Annotated in this window: 13 protein-coding genes; 4 read left to right on the plus strand and 9 right to left on the minus strand. The window is 70.3% G+C overall.

Annotated features, from left to right (window positions below):
* Positions 1 to 51 precede the first annotated feature (51 nt).
* Positions 52 to 1554 (minus strand): DNA polymerase Y family protein, encoded by a 1503-nt coding sequence (locus SK571_RS21925; RefSeq protein ID WP_319985950.1) that lies wholly within the window; start codon positions 1552 to 1554, stop codon positions 52 to 54.
* On the minus strand, positions 1551 to 2345 hold the full coding sequence (locus SK571_RS21930; protein ID WP_319985951.1) for a hypothetical protein: 795 nt from the start codon (positions 2343 to 2345) through the stop codon (positions 1551 to 1553). Before SK571_RS21930 ends, SK571_RS21925 begins: the two co-directional genes overlap by 4 nt.
* A 282-nt stretch (positions 2346 to 2627) precedes the next feature.
* On the opposite strand from SK571_RS21930, the gene SK571_RS21935 reads away from it, so the two are divergent.
* Both SK571_RS21935 and SK571_RS21940 read left to right on the plus strand, forming a co-directional pair.
* Positions 2628 to 3188, plus strand: coding sequence for a hypothetical protein (locus tag SK571_RS21935; protein ID WP_319985952.1), 561 nt, complete (start codon positions 2628 to 2630; stop codon positions 3186 to 3188).
* A complete protein-coding gene (locus SK571_RS21940; protein ID WP_319985953.1) occupies positions 3185 to 3889 on the plus strand; it encodes a hypothetical protein in 705 nt (234 codons plus the stop codon). The genes SK571_RS21935 and SK571_RS21940 overlap by 4 nt, the downstream gene beginning before the upstream one ends.
* Before the next feature lie 48 nt (positions 3890 to 3937).
* Here the strand turns inward: SK571_RS21940 and purH are convergent, their stop codons facing one another.
* The 7 genes from purH to SK571_RS21975 form a co-directional block, all read right to left on the minus strand.
* On the minus strand, positions 3938 to 5509 hold the full coding sequence (purH, locus tag SK571_RS21945) for a bifunctional phosphoribosylaminoimidazolecarboxamide formyltransferase/IMP cyclohydrolase (protein ID WP_319985954.1): 1572 nt from the start codon (positions 5507 to 5509) through the stop codon (positions 3938 to 3940).
* Positions 5506 to 6123 carry a phosphoribosylglycinamide formyltransferase gene (gene purN, locus SK571_RS21950; protein ID WP_266039388.1) on the minus strand — a complete coding sequence of 206 codons (618 nt, stop codon included), beginning with the start codon at positions 6121 to 6123 and terminating at the stop codon, positions 5506 to 5508. The genes purH and purN overlap by 4 nt, the downstream gene beginning before the upstream one ends.
* A 45-nt stretch (positions 6124 to 6168) precedes the next feature.
* Positions 6169 to 7692 carry a cell division protein PerM gene (locus tag SK571_RS21955; RefSeq protein WP_319985955.1) on the minus strand — a complete coding sequence of 508 codons (1524 nt, stop codon included), beginning with the start codon at positions 7690 to 7692 and terminating at the stop codon, positions 6169 to 6171.
* A 118-nt stretch (positions 7693 to 7810) separates the two neighbouring features.
* Positions 7811 to 8536, minus strand: coding sequence for a DUF5336 domain-containing protein (locus SK571_RS21960; protein ID WP_319985956.1), 726 nt, complete (start codon positions 8534 to 8536; stop codon positions 7811 to 7813).
* Between the two features lie 190 nt (positions 8537 to 8726).
* A complete protein-coding gene (gene sucD / locus SK571_RS21965) occupies positions 8727 to 9614 on the minus strand; it encodes a succinate--CoA ligase subunit alpha (RefSeq protein ID WP_090005237.1) in 888 nt (295 codons plus the stop codon).
* 5 nt (positions 9615 to 9619) lie between these two features.
* Positions 9620 to 10786, minus strand: coding sequence for an ADP-forming succinate--CoA ligase subunit beta (gene sucC / locus SK571_RS21970; RefSeq protein ID WP_319985957.1), 1167 nt, complete (start codon positions 10784 to 10786; stop codon positions 9620 to 9622).
* Between the two features lie 208 nt (positions 10787 to 10994).
* The gene (locus tag SK571_RS21975; protein WP_319985958.1) at positions 10995 to 12674 is read right to left on the minus strand and encodes a hypothetical protein; all 1680 of its coding nucleotides are present in this window, start codon (positions 12672 to 12674) and stop codon (positions 10995 to 10997) included.
* 125 nt (positions 12675 to 12799) lie between these two features.
* Here SK571_RS21975 and SK571_RS21980 point away from each other — a divergent pair, with 125 nt between their 5' ends.
* Complete coding sequence (locus tag SK571_RS21980; RefSeq protein ID WP_319985959.1) at positions 12800 to 13780, plus strand: esterase/lipase family protein; 981 nt, start codon at positions 12800 to 12802, stop codon at positions 13778 to 13780.
* A 208-nt stretch (positions 13781 to 13988) separates the two neighbouring features.
* Complete coding sequence (locus SK571_RS21985; RefSeq protein WP_319985960.1) at positions 13989 to 14777, plus strand: M23 family metallopeptidase; 789 nt, start codon at positions 13989 to 13991, stop codon at positions 14775 to 14777.
* The last annotated feature ends 887 nt before the right edge of the window (positions 14778 to 15664 follow it).

Genomic DNA, 15664 nt, shown 5'->3' on the forward strand with positions numbered 1-15664 from the left:
TGCGCGGCAACGGGATCAGGGCCTCCAGCAGATCCCAGTACTCGTCGTGCATCAGTCGTACACCCCTTCCAGAAACCACCTCTGGTCCCTGCGGATCAGCAGGAACGCCTGGTCGTTCGTCTGCACCTGGATGCGCGCGGCCCGGTGCGGGTCCGGCGCCCACCACCGCTCGTCGACCGGCCACGGCCCGGCCCACGCGGTGATCTCGCGCGTTCTTCCTCTGACGGTCAGGGTCTTCGGCCTCGCGGTGAGCTCGTGCCTGCCGGTCACCCCGACCTCCGCGCCTTCGGAGTCCTTCAGCTCCGCGGGGTCGTCGGCGAGCGTCGCGGGCGCCCTGGTCAGCCGGCCGGGCCACGGGTGGTCCGGGTGCGCGACCGGGGTTCGTTCGTCGCCCCACGGCACGAGCCTGACCTGCTCCTTCGGTCCCCTGCCGCCGTCGATGACGCCGGTGAGCACGCCGTCTGGACCGAGCAGCCCCTGGACGTGCAGCAACGCCCGCACCGCGCGTTCGTCGTCGTGGCCCCACAACCCGAGCTGGAGCGCGGTGCCGTTGACGACCTCGACCGGTTCGAGGGTGAGCGTGCGGATGCCGGAGGTGAGGCGTTCGCGGGTGAGCCAGCCGTCGAGCTGCCAGCGCACCCGATCCGCGATCCCCCTCGGCGTCAGCGGTTCCGCGGCCCGCCACACCCGGCCCAGCTCCTCGTCGTTCTCGGTGCGGGCGTGGATGCCGAGCCGCGTGCACGCGAGACCGCGGGCCGCGAGGTTCTCGTGCAGCCGCTCCGAGAGGATCTTCGCGGCGAACGCGGCCGCGTCGATCCGCTCGACCGGTTCGTCGAAGGTCTCGGTGACCGCCAGTTCCGGCGCGGGCCTGCGCTTGTCGAGCGGACGTTCGGGCAGCCCGCGGGCCAGCCGGTGCTGCCTCGTCGCCGGTCCGCCGAACCGGGACGCCACCGCGTTCTCCGGCACCTCCGCGAACGCGCCGAGCGTCTTCAGCCCGAGCCTCCTGAGCAGGTCGACCAGTTCCGGTGCGTCGAGTTCGTGCACTCCCAACGGCGCGAGGAACTCCGCGGTCCGCTCCGGTGGCACGATCACGTTGCGGTGCGCGGCTTTCGTGGCCCCGAACAGGCTGTCGGCCATGCCGACCTGGGCCTCCGTCCCGGTGCGGCTCGCGACGTGGTCGACGATCCGCTCGGCCGCCTGCTCCGCGCTCCCGAAGTAGCCGACCGGCCCCTGCGCCGGCACCGCGACCAGTCCGGGTTGCACGACCTCGATGCCGGGCGCGAGCTCCTCGACGGCCTCCGCCACCGGCTCGAAGAACCGGGCGTCGCGCTGCGGATCGTGCTCGAAGGTGATCAGTTCAGGGCACATCGCCTCGGCAGCGCGCCTGCGCATGGCGCGCCGGATCCCCTCTTTGCGCGCCACGGCCGAGGTGGACACGATCTCGTTGCCGTCGACCACCGCCACCGGCACGTGCGGGGCGGTGCCGGTGGCGGTGCAGGCGGCGATGACGGGCCAGTCGGGGCACCAGACCGCGAGCAGACGCGTGTCCTTCATGCCGACGGACCCTTTTGCGCCAGCCTGACCAGGCGCTCGACCGCCTCCATCCGCCTGATGGCGGCACTGTCCGCCCGCTTGGCGGCCAGTTCGTCGGCCCGGCCCGGACCGGCATCAGCCGGCTCGTCGGAGCGGGCCGGTCCACCGGCCACCAGCGGGAGCTCGATCTCTTCCGCACCGAACGTCAGCAGCGCGTGCTTGGCCTGCCCGGCCGAGCCGCGACCGCCGCTGCGCACGGTGATCTGCTGGCGCCGCAACGTTTCCGCGCCGTCGTCCAAGGCGTTCCAGCTCACGGACTCCGCGGTCAGCGCCACGTCGGCCGAGGGCCAGGTGCCGCAGGCGATGAGCACGGCGCGGCGCTGGCGGGCACGGGCCGTCAGGCGCCGGGCCAGTGAGGGAGGTAGTGGGCAGGCGACGGCCACCAGGTCCATGCCGTCGAGCAGGGCCGCGATGACCGGGCCCGGGTCGGAACCCGGACGTGGGATCAGCGCCAGGCGCTGTACCGCCACGCCCAGTTCGGCCGCGGCCAGCACCCCGATCTGGGGCAGGCCGACCACGGCGGCCCAGCAGCCGTCGGCGGTCGCGCCCGCCAGGAGGGCGAGCAGCAACGATGTCGATCCGCCCACCGACACCGTGCTGCCCCGCCGCAAGCCGCCCCACGGGAGCAGGCCCGCCAGTTCCCCGCGAACCGGCAGAACCCGCCCCGTGGTGTGGTCGGTGGTGGTGCTGGTCAGCTCGCTGGCCGGGTTCACCCCGAGCGCGGCCAACGACGCCGTTGCCGACCTGGACACTCCACCCACCTCCCGTCACGGACCGTGCGCACCCCTGTGCACGGCCGCCGTGGGAAGTTCGGCGACTTGCTATTCGAACTCTTGTTCGAACGAACGAGATGATCGTAGCGCGTGGACACACCCATCTGTCAACGCCGGGGCGTCACCCTTTTGGTGTACACGGCCACACGGGTCCGGAAGGTCATCTACGGTGGTCCGATCACCAGGAGGCCAAGGGGGAAACCGCAGGTGAGTGCACTGGAACCAGCGCGGAGAACGAACCGGACGCGGCTCTTGGTGATCATGGCGGCCGTCGTCCTCGCGGCCGGCGGCGTGACGACCGGCGGCCTGTACCGGATGGCCCATCGCGACGGTGGTGTGGCCCAGCGCAACGACACCTTGCCCGAACTGTGCGAGATCGTCTCCCCGACAACCCTCGCCAAGGCCCGCACCACCAACGGCGACGCCAGGTACTCCGTCTCCACGAAGATCGAGACCTCGTGCGTGTGGGACCAGACCCTCGGCCGTGACGGGGCAGGTATGCGGACGCTGGTCGTCAACATCGGCAAGCCGCACAACCCCGAACTCCTCTTCGACAGCTACCTCCAGACCCAGACGCAGGGCCAGGCGTCCGAGGTCACCACGCTCGACGGCGTGGGCGACGCGGCGAAGTCCGTGCTGACCGCCAAGCGGTCGGACCCGCGCGCGGTGTCCGGCCACGTCGTCCGCAAGGGCGAGCACGTGATCGCGGTCAGGTACGTGGGCGCGGATCCCAGCCTGTTCACCAAGGAAGCGAAACCGGACATGACCGAGCTCCAGTCGATGAGCCGCGCCGTCCTCGACGAAGTGCTGGGGAAGCTGTGAACCAACCACCTCCGCACGGCTGGTACCAGCAGCCACCTCCACAGCAGGGCCGGCAGCAACCGCCATCGGGCTGGGGCCCTCCGCAGCCACCCGAGAAGAGCAAGGCACCGCTGATCGTCGGCATCCTCTTCGGCGTGCTCGTGCTCGGCGGCATCATCACCGCCCTCGTGATCTACCTCGACATCAACTCGGACAGCGGCACCAGCAAGCGCGCGGACAAGCTGCCCGCGGCGTGCGGCACCGTCTCCGAGGCGGCGCTCGCCAAGGCGCGCACGACGAACCCGAACGGGCTCGGCTCGCGTGAGACGAAGCTGTCGAGCGGCACGCACACGACCTGCGGGTGGAACCAGACCAAGGGCGTCGACGGCTCGGGTCAGCGCAGCACCACGATCTTCATCGCTCAGGGGCAGCAGGACGCCGAAGCCGAGTTCGGCCGGATCGTCGGGCAGAACATGGCCAACACCCAGAGCACCCCGCAGCAGAAACCGCTCGAAGGGCTCGGTGACGAAGCCACGGCGGTGCTCGCGGAGACGAGCTCGGCGTTCACCGAACTCTCGGTCGTCGTGCGCAAGGGCGACACAGTCGTCGAGGTCGACATCTCCGGCTGGGACGCGGGCCTGTTCACCAACAGCAAACCCGACCCCGCGGAGCTCGAAGCCGCCGCCAAGGGCATCGCCGAAGAGATGGTCGCGAAGCTGTAGCAACGCAAAGGGCCGCCCTCCAACGGAAAGCGGCCCTCTTGCGAGCACTCAGTGGGCGAAGTGACGCGTGCCCGTCAGGTAGAGCGTGATGCCGGCCTGCTCGGCCCTGGCGATGACCTCGGGGTCGCGCACCGAACCACCGGGCTGCACGACCGCGCGCACGCCGGCGTCCAGCAGCACCTCGAGACCGTCCGGGAACGGGAAGAACGCGTCGGAGGCACCGACAGCACCCTTGGCCCGCTCACCGGCGCGCTTCACCGCGAGGTGCGACGAGTCGACCCGGTTGACCTGGCCCATGCCGACACCGACGGTGGCACCGTCGTTCGCCAGCAGGATCGCGTTCGACTTCACCGCGCGGATCGCGCGCCACGCGAACTCGAGGTCCGCCAGCGTCTTCTCGTCCGCGGGCTTGCCGCACGCGAGCGTCCAGTTCTCGGGCGAGTCGCCGTCGGCGTCGACGGCGTCGCGCTGCTGCAGCAGCAGGCCGCCGGACACCGGACGCATCTCGGCACCACCGCGTGCAGGAGCCTCGGCCACGAGGATGCGCACGTTCTTCTTGCGCTGCAACACCTCGACCGCACCGTCCTCATAGGACGGAGCGATGACGACCTCGGTGAAGATCTCCGACACGAACTCGGCCATTTCCACGGTGACCTCGCGGTTCGACGCGATGACGCCGCCGAACGCGCTGAGCGGGTCGCACTCGTGCGCCTTGCGGTGCGCGTCCGCGATGCTCAGCTCGGACACCGCGATGCCGCACGGGTTCGCGTGCTTGATGATCGCGACGCACGGCAGTTCGTGGTCCCACGCGGCACGCCAGGCGGCGTCACCGTCGAGGTAGTTGTTGTACGACATCTCCTTGCCGTGCAACTGCTTCGCCGACGCCAGGCCGGTGCGGCCGTCGCCCTGCGTGTAGATCGCGGCCCTCTGGTGCGGGTTCTCGCCGTAGCGCAGCACGTTCGACCGGTTCCAGGTCGCGCCGACCCAGCCGGGGAAGCCGCTGCCCTCGTCGTCCGGAGCCAGGGCGTTGCCCATCCACGAAGCCACGGCGACGTCGTAGGACGCGGTGTGGCGGAACGCGTCGGCGGCCAGGCGCTGACGGTCGGCCAGGGTGAAGCCGCCCTCGCGGACGTTCTCCAGCACCCAGTCGTAGCGGGCCGGGTCGACGACGACCGCGACGTTCGCGTGGTTCTTCGCCGAGGCGCGGACCATCGCGGGGCCGCCGATGTCGATCTGCTCGACGCATTCGTCCTGGGAAGCACCCGAGGCGACGGTCTGCGTGAACGGGTACAGGTTCACGACCAGCAGGTCGAAAGGCGCGATGTCCATCTCGCGCAGCTGCTGGACGTGCGAGTCCTTGCGCAGGTCGGCCAGCAGACCGGCGTGCACGCGCGGGTGCAGCGTCTTCACCCGGCCGTCGAGGCACTCGGGGAACCCGGTGACCTGCTCGACCGGCGTCACGGGGACGCCCGCGTCCGCCAGCACCTTCGCGGTACCGCCGGTGGACACGATCTCGACTCCGGCCGCGTGCAGGCCGGTGGCCAGTTCCAGGAGGCCGGCCTTGTCGGAGACCCCGATCAGGGCCCGGCGGACCGGTCGCCTCTCGGCAGGAGTGCTCACGGAATGCTCACCTTTCGTCCGTTCACGGTGCAGCCCTCACGGGCGAGTCGGCCGACTGTCTCGACGAGCAGCCGGCGTTCGACGACCTTGATGCGTTCGTGCAGGGTCTCCTCGGTGTCGCCGGGTTCGACGACCACGGCCTCCTGCGCGAGGATCGGCCCCGTGTCGACGCCCGCGTCGACCAGGTGCACCGTCGAACCGGTGACGTGCACGCCGTAGGCCAGTGCGTCCCGCACGCCGTGCGCGCCGGGGAAGGCCGGCAGCAGCGCGGGGTGGGTGTTGATCATCCGGCCGCCGAAGCGGGCGAGGAACTGCTCGCCGATGATCTTCATGAAGCCGGCGGACACGACCAGGTCGGGCTCGTACGACGCGACCGCCTCGGTCAGCGCCGCGTCCCAGGCCGTGCGGTCGGCGTGGTCGCGCAGCTTCACGGCGAAGTGGGGCACCCCCGCGCGTTCGGCGCGCTTGAGGCCCTCGATGTTCTCGCGGTCGGCGCCGACGGCGACCACCTCGATCGGGAGGTCGGCGTCCAGCAACGCCTGCATGAGGGTTCCGGAACCGGAGACGAGTACGACGACGCGCGCCGGTGTGGGAAGCCGAAGTTCGGTGCTCAGCGTCTACTCCTGGTCGTTGCAGCAGCTCAGGAGCAGCCTAGGACGTCACCGTCCCGGCTTGCCGTCCAGGTCCTCCTCGGCCTCCATGCCGAGCATTTCGTCGAACTCCGCATCGAGGTCCTCTTCTTCGCCGAGGTCCTCTTCCGCTTCCGGTTCGGCGTCGTCTTCCTGTTCGGCCTCAACGTCTTCGACGTCTTCGGGCTCGTCTTCCTCGTACTCGTCCTCGTCGTAGTAGTCGTCGTCCTCGAGGTCTTCGTCGACCTCGAACTCGTCGGCGTCCACGACTTCGAGCTGCTCGAACTGGTCGGTGAGCTCGTCGTCCTCGAAGACGACGTCCGGGTCGGCGGTCTCCTCGTCGTAGTCCGGCTCGACGAACTCGGCGGCACCGTCCGCCGCCACGGCCTTCCTGCGGCTGCCGGCGAGCCAGGCCACCAGCGCACCCGGTACCAGCACCCACAGCGCCACGAGCAGCGCGAGCAGACCCGCCGGCACCGTCACCGGGTCGAACGCGCCGCCCGCCAGCCGTCCACCGGCCGTCGCGGCGAGCACGAGGCTGCCCACTCCCGCCGTGATCGCGGCCACCAGCACCGCGCGCAGCCGCGAGGTCGGCCGGTCGGACACCTTGCGGCAGGTCCAGCCGACCAGCACACCGATCACCGCGCCGCCCGCCAGCACGGCGGGGCTCCACACGAACTCGTTCTCCGGCATGGCCGCCAGCAGCGGCACCGGCGGCACCTGGCCGCCGACGAACCGCAGCGGCGAGACCACGACCCCGCCCATCGAGAACCCGGCGCCCACGACGTACGAGAAGCCCGCGATGATCGCGTTCGGCAGATAGCCGAGACAGAGCAGGAACACGCCGAGGCCCACGCCGAACGACGGACCGGCCCCCGCGAAGAGCTCACCGGTGCGCGGCCACGAGGCCGCGAGACCGGCCGCCACCGTCAACGCACCAACGCTGACCAGTGCGAACAACGCCATGACGCCGGCGCGTAGCCCGTGCAGCGCCACCGGGTCGAGCTTGTCGAACACCACCTCGTACAGGCCGCAGCGGCGGGCGACACCGATGGTGGCCGCGAGACCGGACACCGCCGCACACCCGAAGAACGCCACGGCCGGTGTGGCACGCACGACACCCTCGCCCATCACCAGCGCGATCGCGCCGCCGACGATCGCGTGCGATCCGGCGATGCTGAGCACCACACCGCGGGCCTGCAGCGGTTCGTAGAGGCCCAGGCGGTCGGCGGTGCCCGCGGCGGTGCGGCCGACCAGCAGCATCAGCAGCGCGGTGGGCAGCAACGGCAGCACGCCGAGCTGGCCCGAGTCGAAGCGCAACGGCACGTGGTGCGCCGCCAGCCAGGCGGGCGCGGCGGCGCTGAGCACACCCGAGGTGGAGAAGTCGGCGTACGTGGCCGTCGCGGAGACCAGCGCGAGGACCGCGGCGACCGCGGCGTATCCGACGACCACCGATCCGACCGCGGCGGCGACGAGCACGCGCGTGCGTTCGGACCGCGAGAACTCCGGTGGGCGCACGGTGTTGACCTCGCGGGTCACATCGCGTTGCAGCACGGGCACTTCTCCACTGTGTCAGGCCGGCTGGGCCAATCAGGGCAGGCACGCCGGGTCATACGACAGGGGTGGCACCGGAGAACCGGCACCACCCCTGAGGTCGAACGGTGTGCGGACCCTACTGCTGCGGTCCGCCGAAGCCACCGGGCGGCGTGCCCGGCGAGCCGAACTGGCCCGGCTGCGGCATGAAGCTGGTCTGCTGCGGCGGCTGCCCCGGCTGTGCGGGCTGCTGCGGCTGCTGGCCGAACTGCTGCTGCTGGCCGAACGACGGCTGCTGCTGCGGCGCCTGCTGCTGGGGCGCACCGTGCTGCGGGTGCTGACCCTGCTGCGGGAACGCGCCGGACTGCGGGTTCCAGCCGCCCGGCTGCCCCTGCGGCTGGCCCTGCTGCTGGCCCGCGTACGGGTTCGCCGGCTTGGGCTCGAACTTGACGATGCCCTCGGCGAGCAGGAACGCGAGCACGACCGCGGCCGTCTCGAGCAGCGCGACGATGAGCAGGACGATGTCGAGGCCCTGCACCGACGGCGACTTGATGATGCCCTGCAGCTGCAGCAGCGTCTGCACGGCCGCCAGGACGGCGGCGACCGGGACGAAGCCCTTCGGGGTGCTGGGGAGCACCGAGAGGCCGGCGAGCAGGCCCGCGGCGAGCAGGTACGTCACGTTGCCGCTGACGTCGTCGGCGAACGCGACGAGGTACGCCACGAGGCCGAGACCCGCCGCGGCGAGCGGGAGGATCAGGGCCAGGTTGATGTTGTTGGCGCCGGCGGCCCCGTGGGCCGGCGGCGGTGCCTGGTGCTGTGCCGGACCCGGCGGCTGCTGTTGGGGTGCGCCGTAAGGCACGGACATGTCGAGGTCTCCTCCTCAAACCAGGGTGCGTCGCGAGACGCTAACTGATGCGTTGCTCAGACGGTGACCGGCGCACGCCGGTTCCGCCATCCGAGCGACGTCCAGCCTCCAAAAGTACTCTGCCCCAGAACGCACGCGGGGACCTTTCGTACTCAATGTCGGTACGAAAGGTCCCCGCGTGAGGTTCAGATCAGAGACCCTGCATGATCTCGCGCATCAGGTCGGCGGTCTCGGACGGCGTCTTGCCGACCTTGACCCCGGCGGCCTCGAGGGCCTCCTTCTTCGCCTGCGCGGTGCCCGCCGAGCCCGAGACGATGGCGCCGGCGTGGCCCATGGTCTTGCCCTCGGGGGCGGTGAAGCCCGCGACGTAGCCGACGACCGGCTTGGTCACGTTCTCCTTGATGTACGCGGCCGCACGCTCCTCGGCGTCGCCACCGATCTCACCGATCATCACGATCGCGACGGTCTCCTCGTCGGCCTCGAAGGCCTCCAGGGCGTCGATGTGCGTGGTGCCGATGATCGGGTCGCCACCGATGCCGATCGCGGTGGAGAAACCGAAGTCCCGCAGCTCGTGCATCATCTGGTAGGTCAGCGTGCCCGACTTCGACACGAGGCCGATCTTGCCGCTGCCCGCGATGTTCGCGGGGATGATGCCGGCGTTCGACTTGCCGGGGCTGATGATGCCGGGGCAGTTCGGGCCGATGATGCGGGTCTTGTGGCCCGTCGCGACGGCGTGCGCCCAGAAGTAGGCGGTGTCGTGCACCGGGATGCCCTCGGTGATGACGACGGCCAGCTCGATCTCGGCGTCGATCGCCTCGACCACGGCGGCCTTCGAGAAGGCCGGCGGGACGAAGATCACGGTCACGTTCGCGCCGGTGGCCTCCATGGCCTCCTTGACGGTGCCGAAGACCGGGAGGACGGTGCCGTCGAAGTCGACCTTCTCGCCCGCCTTGCGCGGGTTCACGCCACCGACGATGTTCGTGCCGGACGCGAGCATGCGCTTGGTGTGCTTGGTGCCCTCGGCACCGGTCATGCCCTGGACGATGACCTTGCTGTTCTCGTTGAGGAAGATAGCCATCTGACTCAGACCCCCGCAGCCGCGAGCTCGGCGGCCTTGGCGGCCGCGTTGTCCATCGTGTCGACAACGGTCACCAGCGGGTGGTTGGCCTCGGCGAGAATCGCACGGCCCTCCTCCACGTTGTTGCCGTCGAGGCGGACGACGAGCGGCTTGGTGGCCGAGTCGCCGAGGATCTCCAGCGCCTTCACGATGCCGTTGGCGACGGCGTCGCAGGCGGTGATGCCGCCGAAGACGTTCACGAAGACCGAGCGGACGGCCTCGTCGCCGAGGATGACGTCCAGGCCGTTGGCCATGACCTCGGCGGACGCGCCGCCACCGATGTCGAGGAAGTTCGCGGGCTTCACGCCGTACTGCTCACCGGCGTACGCGACGACGTCCAGCGTCGACATCACGAGACCGGCACCGTTGCCGATGATGCCCACCTCGCCGTCGAGCTTGACGTAGTTGAGGCCCTTCTCCTTGGCCTTCGCCTCGAGAGGGTTCTCCGCCGCCTTGTCGACCAGCTCGGCGTGCGCCGGGTGGCGGAAGTCGGCGTTCTCGTCGAGCGTGACCTTGCCGTCGAGCGCGACGATCTTGTCCTGCGGGTCGCGGACCAGCGGGTTGACCTCGACGAGCGTGGCGTCCTCCGCGACGAAGGTCTCCCACAGCTTGACGATGACGTCGACGACCTGGTCCTTGACCTCGGCCGGGAAGTTCGCGGCGTCCGCGATCTCCCGGGCCTTGGCCTCGTCGACGCCCTGGATGGCGTCGATGGCGATCTTCGCGAGGGCCTCGGGCTTGGTCGCGGCGACCTCCTCGATGTCCATACCGCCCTCGACGCTCGCCATGGCGAGGAAGGTGCGGTTGGCGCGGTCGAGCAGGAAGGAGAAGTAGTACTCCTCCGCGATGTCGGAGGCGGGCGTCACCAGAACGCGGTGAACGATGTGCCCCTTGATGTCGAGGCCGAGGATGGCCTTGGCCTTCTCCTCGGTCTCCTCGGCGGTGGAAGCGAGCTTCACACCACCGGCCTTGCCGCGGCCGCCGGTCTTGACCTGGGCCTTGACGACGACGGCCTGGCCGAACTTCGCGGCGATGGCCTTGGCGTCTTCGGGGTTGGTAGCCACATCGCCCGGCAGTACCGGGACGCCGTGGGCGGCGAAGAGGTCCTTCGCCTGGTACTCGTACAGGTCCACTCGGGTCTCCTGCGACGTCGGTGTCGGAACACCGCGCCTGGGTGGTCCTCAAGGGGCCAAGCGAACCCACTTGACGCGGCTGGGCCCAGACACTATCGAGCTGCAGGTACTGCTCGCACGCCACCACCGGTGAGGTCGGTCTCAACTGCGGTGAGGTCGATCACGCGCACGCGCACGTTGTACGAGAACGCGCGTTCCAGGACACGTTTCAGCGGGTCGAACGAGCTCCCATCAAGCCGGCCGCGACCAGCAGAGCCGCGATGGACGCCAGCGCTAGCCAGGTGCCGGGGGCGGCCACCGCACCTTCGACGCGGTCGCCGGTCAGCGGCAGCTCCAGTGCGCGGACGCCGAGCAGCAGCGCCGCGCCGGCGAGCGTGGCGGCACCGCGAGCGGGCCTCGACCTGAACACCAGCACGAGGTTGATGATCAGCACGATGAGGGAGATCAGCAGCGTCCAGGAGACCGCCGGGTCGGTGTCGGGGACCAGGCTCGGCGACGTGTACCTGTCGCCGCGCGTGGTCGGCAGGGCGAAGGCTCCCACCGCGAAGAGCCCGGCGAGCAGCACCGCGCCCAGCTCGGCCACCGGCGTCTGCTCCCGCCTGGACTCCCCCGCGTTCTCCCGCTCGACCGCGGCCGCGAGACCCGCGCAGGCCAGGGCCAGCAGGCCGAGCGGCAGCTCGACGACCATCAGCCAGAAGCCCGCTCCCGGCTGCGCGACGCCCGCCTGACTCGCCGCCAGCACCGACTCGGTGGTGCCCGCCGCGGCGAGCTGCATGGCGAAGAAACCGCCGACCAGCGCCGGACGCACCACGGCCGCGGCGGACGGCACGAACATGAGGAGCCCGAGCACGCCGAACGCGAGGCCGGCCACCCACAGCAGGTTCACGGCCGCCAGGTCGGGTGCCGCGCCGCCCGTGGTGAGGGTGAGCTGCGGGAGCAGCGCGCCGACGAGCATCGCCACGGCGGCGGCGACGGCGAGGGCACCCGAGATGACGTGCATGCGCCGCAGCGTCGGCAGGGCCGGATCGCGCGTCTCGTCGCGCTCGCCCCGCAGGACCCGCAGGGCGCGGCCCTGCAGAGGGGTGCCGAGCAGCAGGATCGCGGCGATCAGCGCGGTCACCGGACCCGAGCTGACGCCCAGGCCCGGCGCGAAGGTGCCGGCCGCGAGCCACGGCACCACGACGGCGAGGAGGGCCAGCGTCACGCCGATCGTGCCGCCCTGGCGGGTGTCCGGGTCGGGCGAGGTGGCCGAGAGCGCGGTGGCGAGGGGGACGGCGAGCGCGATGAGCAGACCGCCGGTCAGGCCGAGCACCGGCAGGTCCCACGGACCCCGGTCGAGCTGGAACGGGTCGGCCGAGACGAACGGCTTGCCCAGCAACCCGATCCCGGCCACCGCGGCGATCAGCACCGGGAGGCCCACCAGGGTCGGGGGCTCCGACTCGTCCGCGGGCATGCCGGCGCGTCCGGCCGCGAGCGCTCCAGCGGCGATCACCAGCAGGTGGCCCGCGACCAGCAGCCACACGCCTGCCGAGGGCGTGACCGCGAGCAGGGTGGTCGGCCGGAACAGCTCGGGGCGCGCCACGTCCATCGGCTGGAAGGCGACCAGCAGGTCGCTCAGCAACCGGCCGACCGCGAAGACGCCGACGGCCGCGATCAGCCCCGCCGCCACGAACGGACGGCCGCGCATCAGCAGCACACCCGCGACGACCGGCGGCAACAGCGCCAGCAGTGCGAGCAGGGGCCACGACGTGAAGGCGGGTTCGGCGCCGTCGACCACGCCGAGCAGCGGGCCGAGGGTCAGGAGGAGGGAGCCTGCCGCGGCGAGGGCCCACGACGTGCGCAGCCTGGCGGCCGCGGGGGTCTGGTTCTCGAGCTCGGTGCGAGTCATCGCGGGCGAACCTAGCAACACTCGTGTGTGGTCGCGTGTGCCCTATTAAGACGAAATTCGTTCGCATGTGGAAAACAGCCGCCGGGTACTCCTAGCCCGTGACTTCATCACTTACCGTCGCTCACATGAGCGAGAGCGGCCGGTCGTGGATCACGCGTCTGACTGACGCGGCTCTCGACCGCGCCGGCTGGGGCGTCCACACCGCCCGGGACGTCGCGGAGGAAGTGAAGGTCGCGCTGCGGGCGATGGCCACCCCCGGCGGCGTGCGCGGGGTCGCGATGGAAGCGGCCTGGCTGACGGCCCACGCGGTGCTCTACCCGTGGGGCGCGATCACCGAACAGCTGCGGCCGGACGGCCAGTACCGGCACTACCGCACCGACGTCCTCCCACCCCGCCAGCGCGGGCTGGTGGTTTCGGCGATGGACGCCGCGGGCACCCCGATCGTGTTGGTGCATGGCATCGGGGACAACCGCTCCGCCTTTGCAGTGCTGTCGGGGGCGCTGCGAAGGCGGGGCTTCGGGGTGGTGCACGCCATCAACTACAGCGTGCTGACGGCGTTGACCGGGGACGTCCGCCGTTCCGCCGCCCTGCTCGGCGCGCACATCGAGCGCATCTGCGAGCAGACCGGTTCCGATCAGGTGCATGTGGTCGGCCATTCGCTGGGCGGGCTCATCGCCAGGTATTACGTGCAACGACTGCACGGCGACGCACGCGTGCGCTCACTCGTCACTCTGGGTACGCCGCACAACGGCACCCTCGCCGCCTATTTACTGCCCACACCGCTGACCCGGCAGTTGCGGCCCGGCTCCGAGCTGCTCACGGAACTCGCGGAGCCCTGCCGACCGTGCCGCACGCGCTTCGTCGTGGTCTGGTCCGAGATGGACCAGGTCATCGTGCCTCAGCGCAACGCCCGGCTGGAGCACTCGTCGTTGCTCGTTGAAGAGCATCAGATACGTGATTCAGGTCACCTTTCTTTGCCGGTTGACACGAGGACCCTTCACGTAGTTGTGACGGCCATCACCCGATCGGATGACTTGTCAACTCACCCCATCGCCCCTGGCGGTGAGGCGTGTCGGCCGTCTCAGATCACCGATGGTCACAGTTGACAGATAAAACCTGCAGGTTGCCGCCCATTGGGGGGACATAACGAACTGGGGTTTGCCCTCCGAGGCTTCCCGCCGTTATCGTCCCCCGGTCCGTTGTCACGGTCTGATCACAGAAGGACACCGAGTCAGAACCCCGAATCCTGACTCACCGGGAATCCCCCGCCCGGCGTCCACCCGATCAGGCTCCCCGAAGGCGGAAGGGCAAGCTTTGAGTCACCACCGCTCCCCCGGCGGCCATGAACGCAGTGCTGCGCTTGAAGAGGCAGTCGACCGCGCCACCACGCGCACGGTCAGCTCTCACCGGCTCCCCCCGCCACCGTCGGCGCTTCGCGGACGCATCGTCGTCGCCGCCGTCGCAGTAGGCGCGTTCGCAGCGGCAGGCGCAGGCCAGATCGGCCAGGCCGCAGCGGGCGACAGCAAGGACGTCCAGCTCGCCAACCACGCCGACGGCGCCGCCGCCTTCGACGGCATGGGCGGCGACACCGCCTCCGCGCCGCAGATCCTCGCGGTCTCCAAGACCACGGCAGAGGGTTCCGCAGAGGCCGCCAAGCTCCTGCGCAGCCAGCAGCTCACCACCGAGCGCGAGGCCGTCGAGGCCGAGAAGAAGCGCCCGAAGTTCTTCCGCCCCGCCGCCGGCGAGTTCACCTCCGGCTACGGCGGCCGCTGGGGCACGATGCACCTCGGCATCGACATCGCCGGCCCCATCGGCACCCCGATCGTCTCCGCCGCGGACGGCGTGATCATCGAAGCGGGTCCCGCGTCCGGCTTCGGCCTCTGGGTCCGCGTGCAGCACGCCGACGGCACCATCACCGTCTACGGCCACATGGACACGATCGGTGTCCGCGAAGGCCAGCAGGTCAAGGCGGGCCAGCAGATCGCCCGCATGGGCAACCGCGGCTTCTCCACCGGGCCCCACCTCCACTTCGAGGTGTGGAACCCCGACGGCCAGAAGATCAACCCGCTGACCTGGCTGAACGCTCGTGGCGTGACGGTCTGATCCAGATCGCTGGTTCGGAACTTCCAGAACTACGGCTCAGCAGCTTCCTGACGGTCGTTCTGCGCCTGGCCCACCTCGTGGTGTGGGTCAGGGTGTTCGAGGCGGCTCAGGAGGCTCATGCGGCCCAGGAGCCTCTAGCGTCGCTGTAGTGGCGCTCATGCCGGACGGGACCGCTCCCTGGGGGCGTGTCACGGCTTTCGGGGTTGTGGCCCTGGGCGTTACAGGTACCGCTACGACTCTGGGCGTCACAGGTCCGGCCGTCACAGGTCTGGGCATTACACGTCTGGGCGGGCGAAGTAGGTCGCCGCTATGCGCCAGACCGAGCACATGTGTTTGCGCCAGCGTGGGCCGCAGGCCTTGCAGGCCCCGCTCTCCGTTGGTTCGTGGTGGTGCAGCAGAGTGCGCCAGGCTTCGACCAGCCTGATGGTCTCCGGGGATTCCAGCTGGTTGAGGATTGCGAACACACGTTCGTGCAGGGCGCCGGCCAGTACGTGATCCAATTTGAGCTCTCCCGCTGGGGTTGTGGCCTCATGCGGTTGATGATGCTCTTGGGGTCTGACAATTTTTGGACGTGGCGGGGCTGACCTGCGTCGATCTTCGGGTTCGCCGGTGCGCCTGGGGCCGTGCTGGGCTGTTCCGAGGTTGTGCCGGCTGAGACTGTCCGGACGAGACAGTGCTGAGAAGACAGTGCGGCCGGACCGCTCTCCCGTTCGGTCCGGCCGCACTTCGCCGCGAAGTTAGGCCCCCGCCGTCCCTTCGCTCCCCTTGCGTCAGCAGGCTGCTCGTGTGCCTTGGACCGCCCCGAACGTTCCCTGGCTGTGCTGCTTGCGACACCCACATAGACGTACGTATCGGCTTGCCGTTGCGCTGATTTTTTGGATTTTTGC

Source organism: Lentzea kristufekii, from assembly GCF_033949925.1.
Lineage (GTDB): Bacteria > Actinomycetota > Actinomycetes > Mycobacteriales > Pseudonocardiaceae > Lentzea > Lentzea kristufekii.

Bases quoted from the DNA above. Each gene is read 5' to 3' on its own strand.
- SK571_RS21925 (WP_319985950.1), bottom strand. From the start codon at position 1,554: ATGAAGGACACGCGTCTGCTCGCGGTCTGGTGCCCCGACTGGCCCGTC.
- SK571_RS21935 (WP_319985952.1), top strand. From the start codon at position 2,628: ATGGCGGCCGTCGTCCTCGCGGCCGGCGGCGTGACGACCGGCGGCCTG.
- SK571_RS21960 (WP_319985956.1), bottom strand. From the start codon at position 8,536: ATGTCCGTGCCTTACGGCGCACCCCAACAGCAGCCGCCGGGTCCGGCA.
- sucD (WP_090005237.1), bottom strand. From the start codon at position 9,614: ATGGCTATCTTCCTCAACGAGAACAGCAAGGTCATCGTCCAGGGCATG.
- SK571_RS21975 (WP_319985958.1), bottom strand. From the start codon at position 12,674: ATGACTCGCACCGAGCTCGAGAACCAGACCCCCGCGGCCGCCAGGCTG.
- SK571_RS21980 (WP_319985959.1), top strand. From the start codon at position 12,800: ATGAGCGAGAGCGGCCGGTCGTGGATCACGCGTCTGACTGACGCGGCT.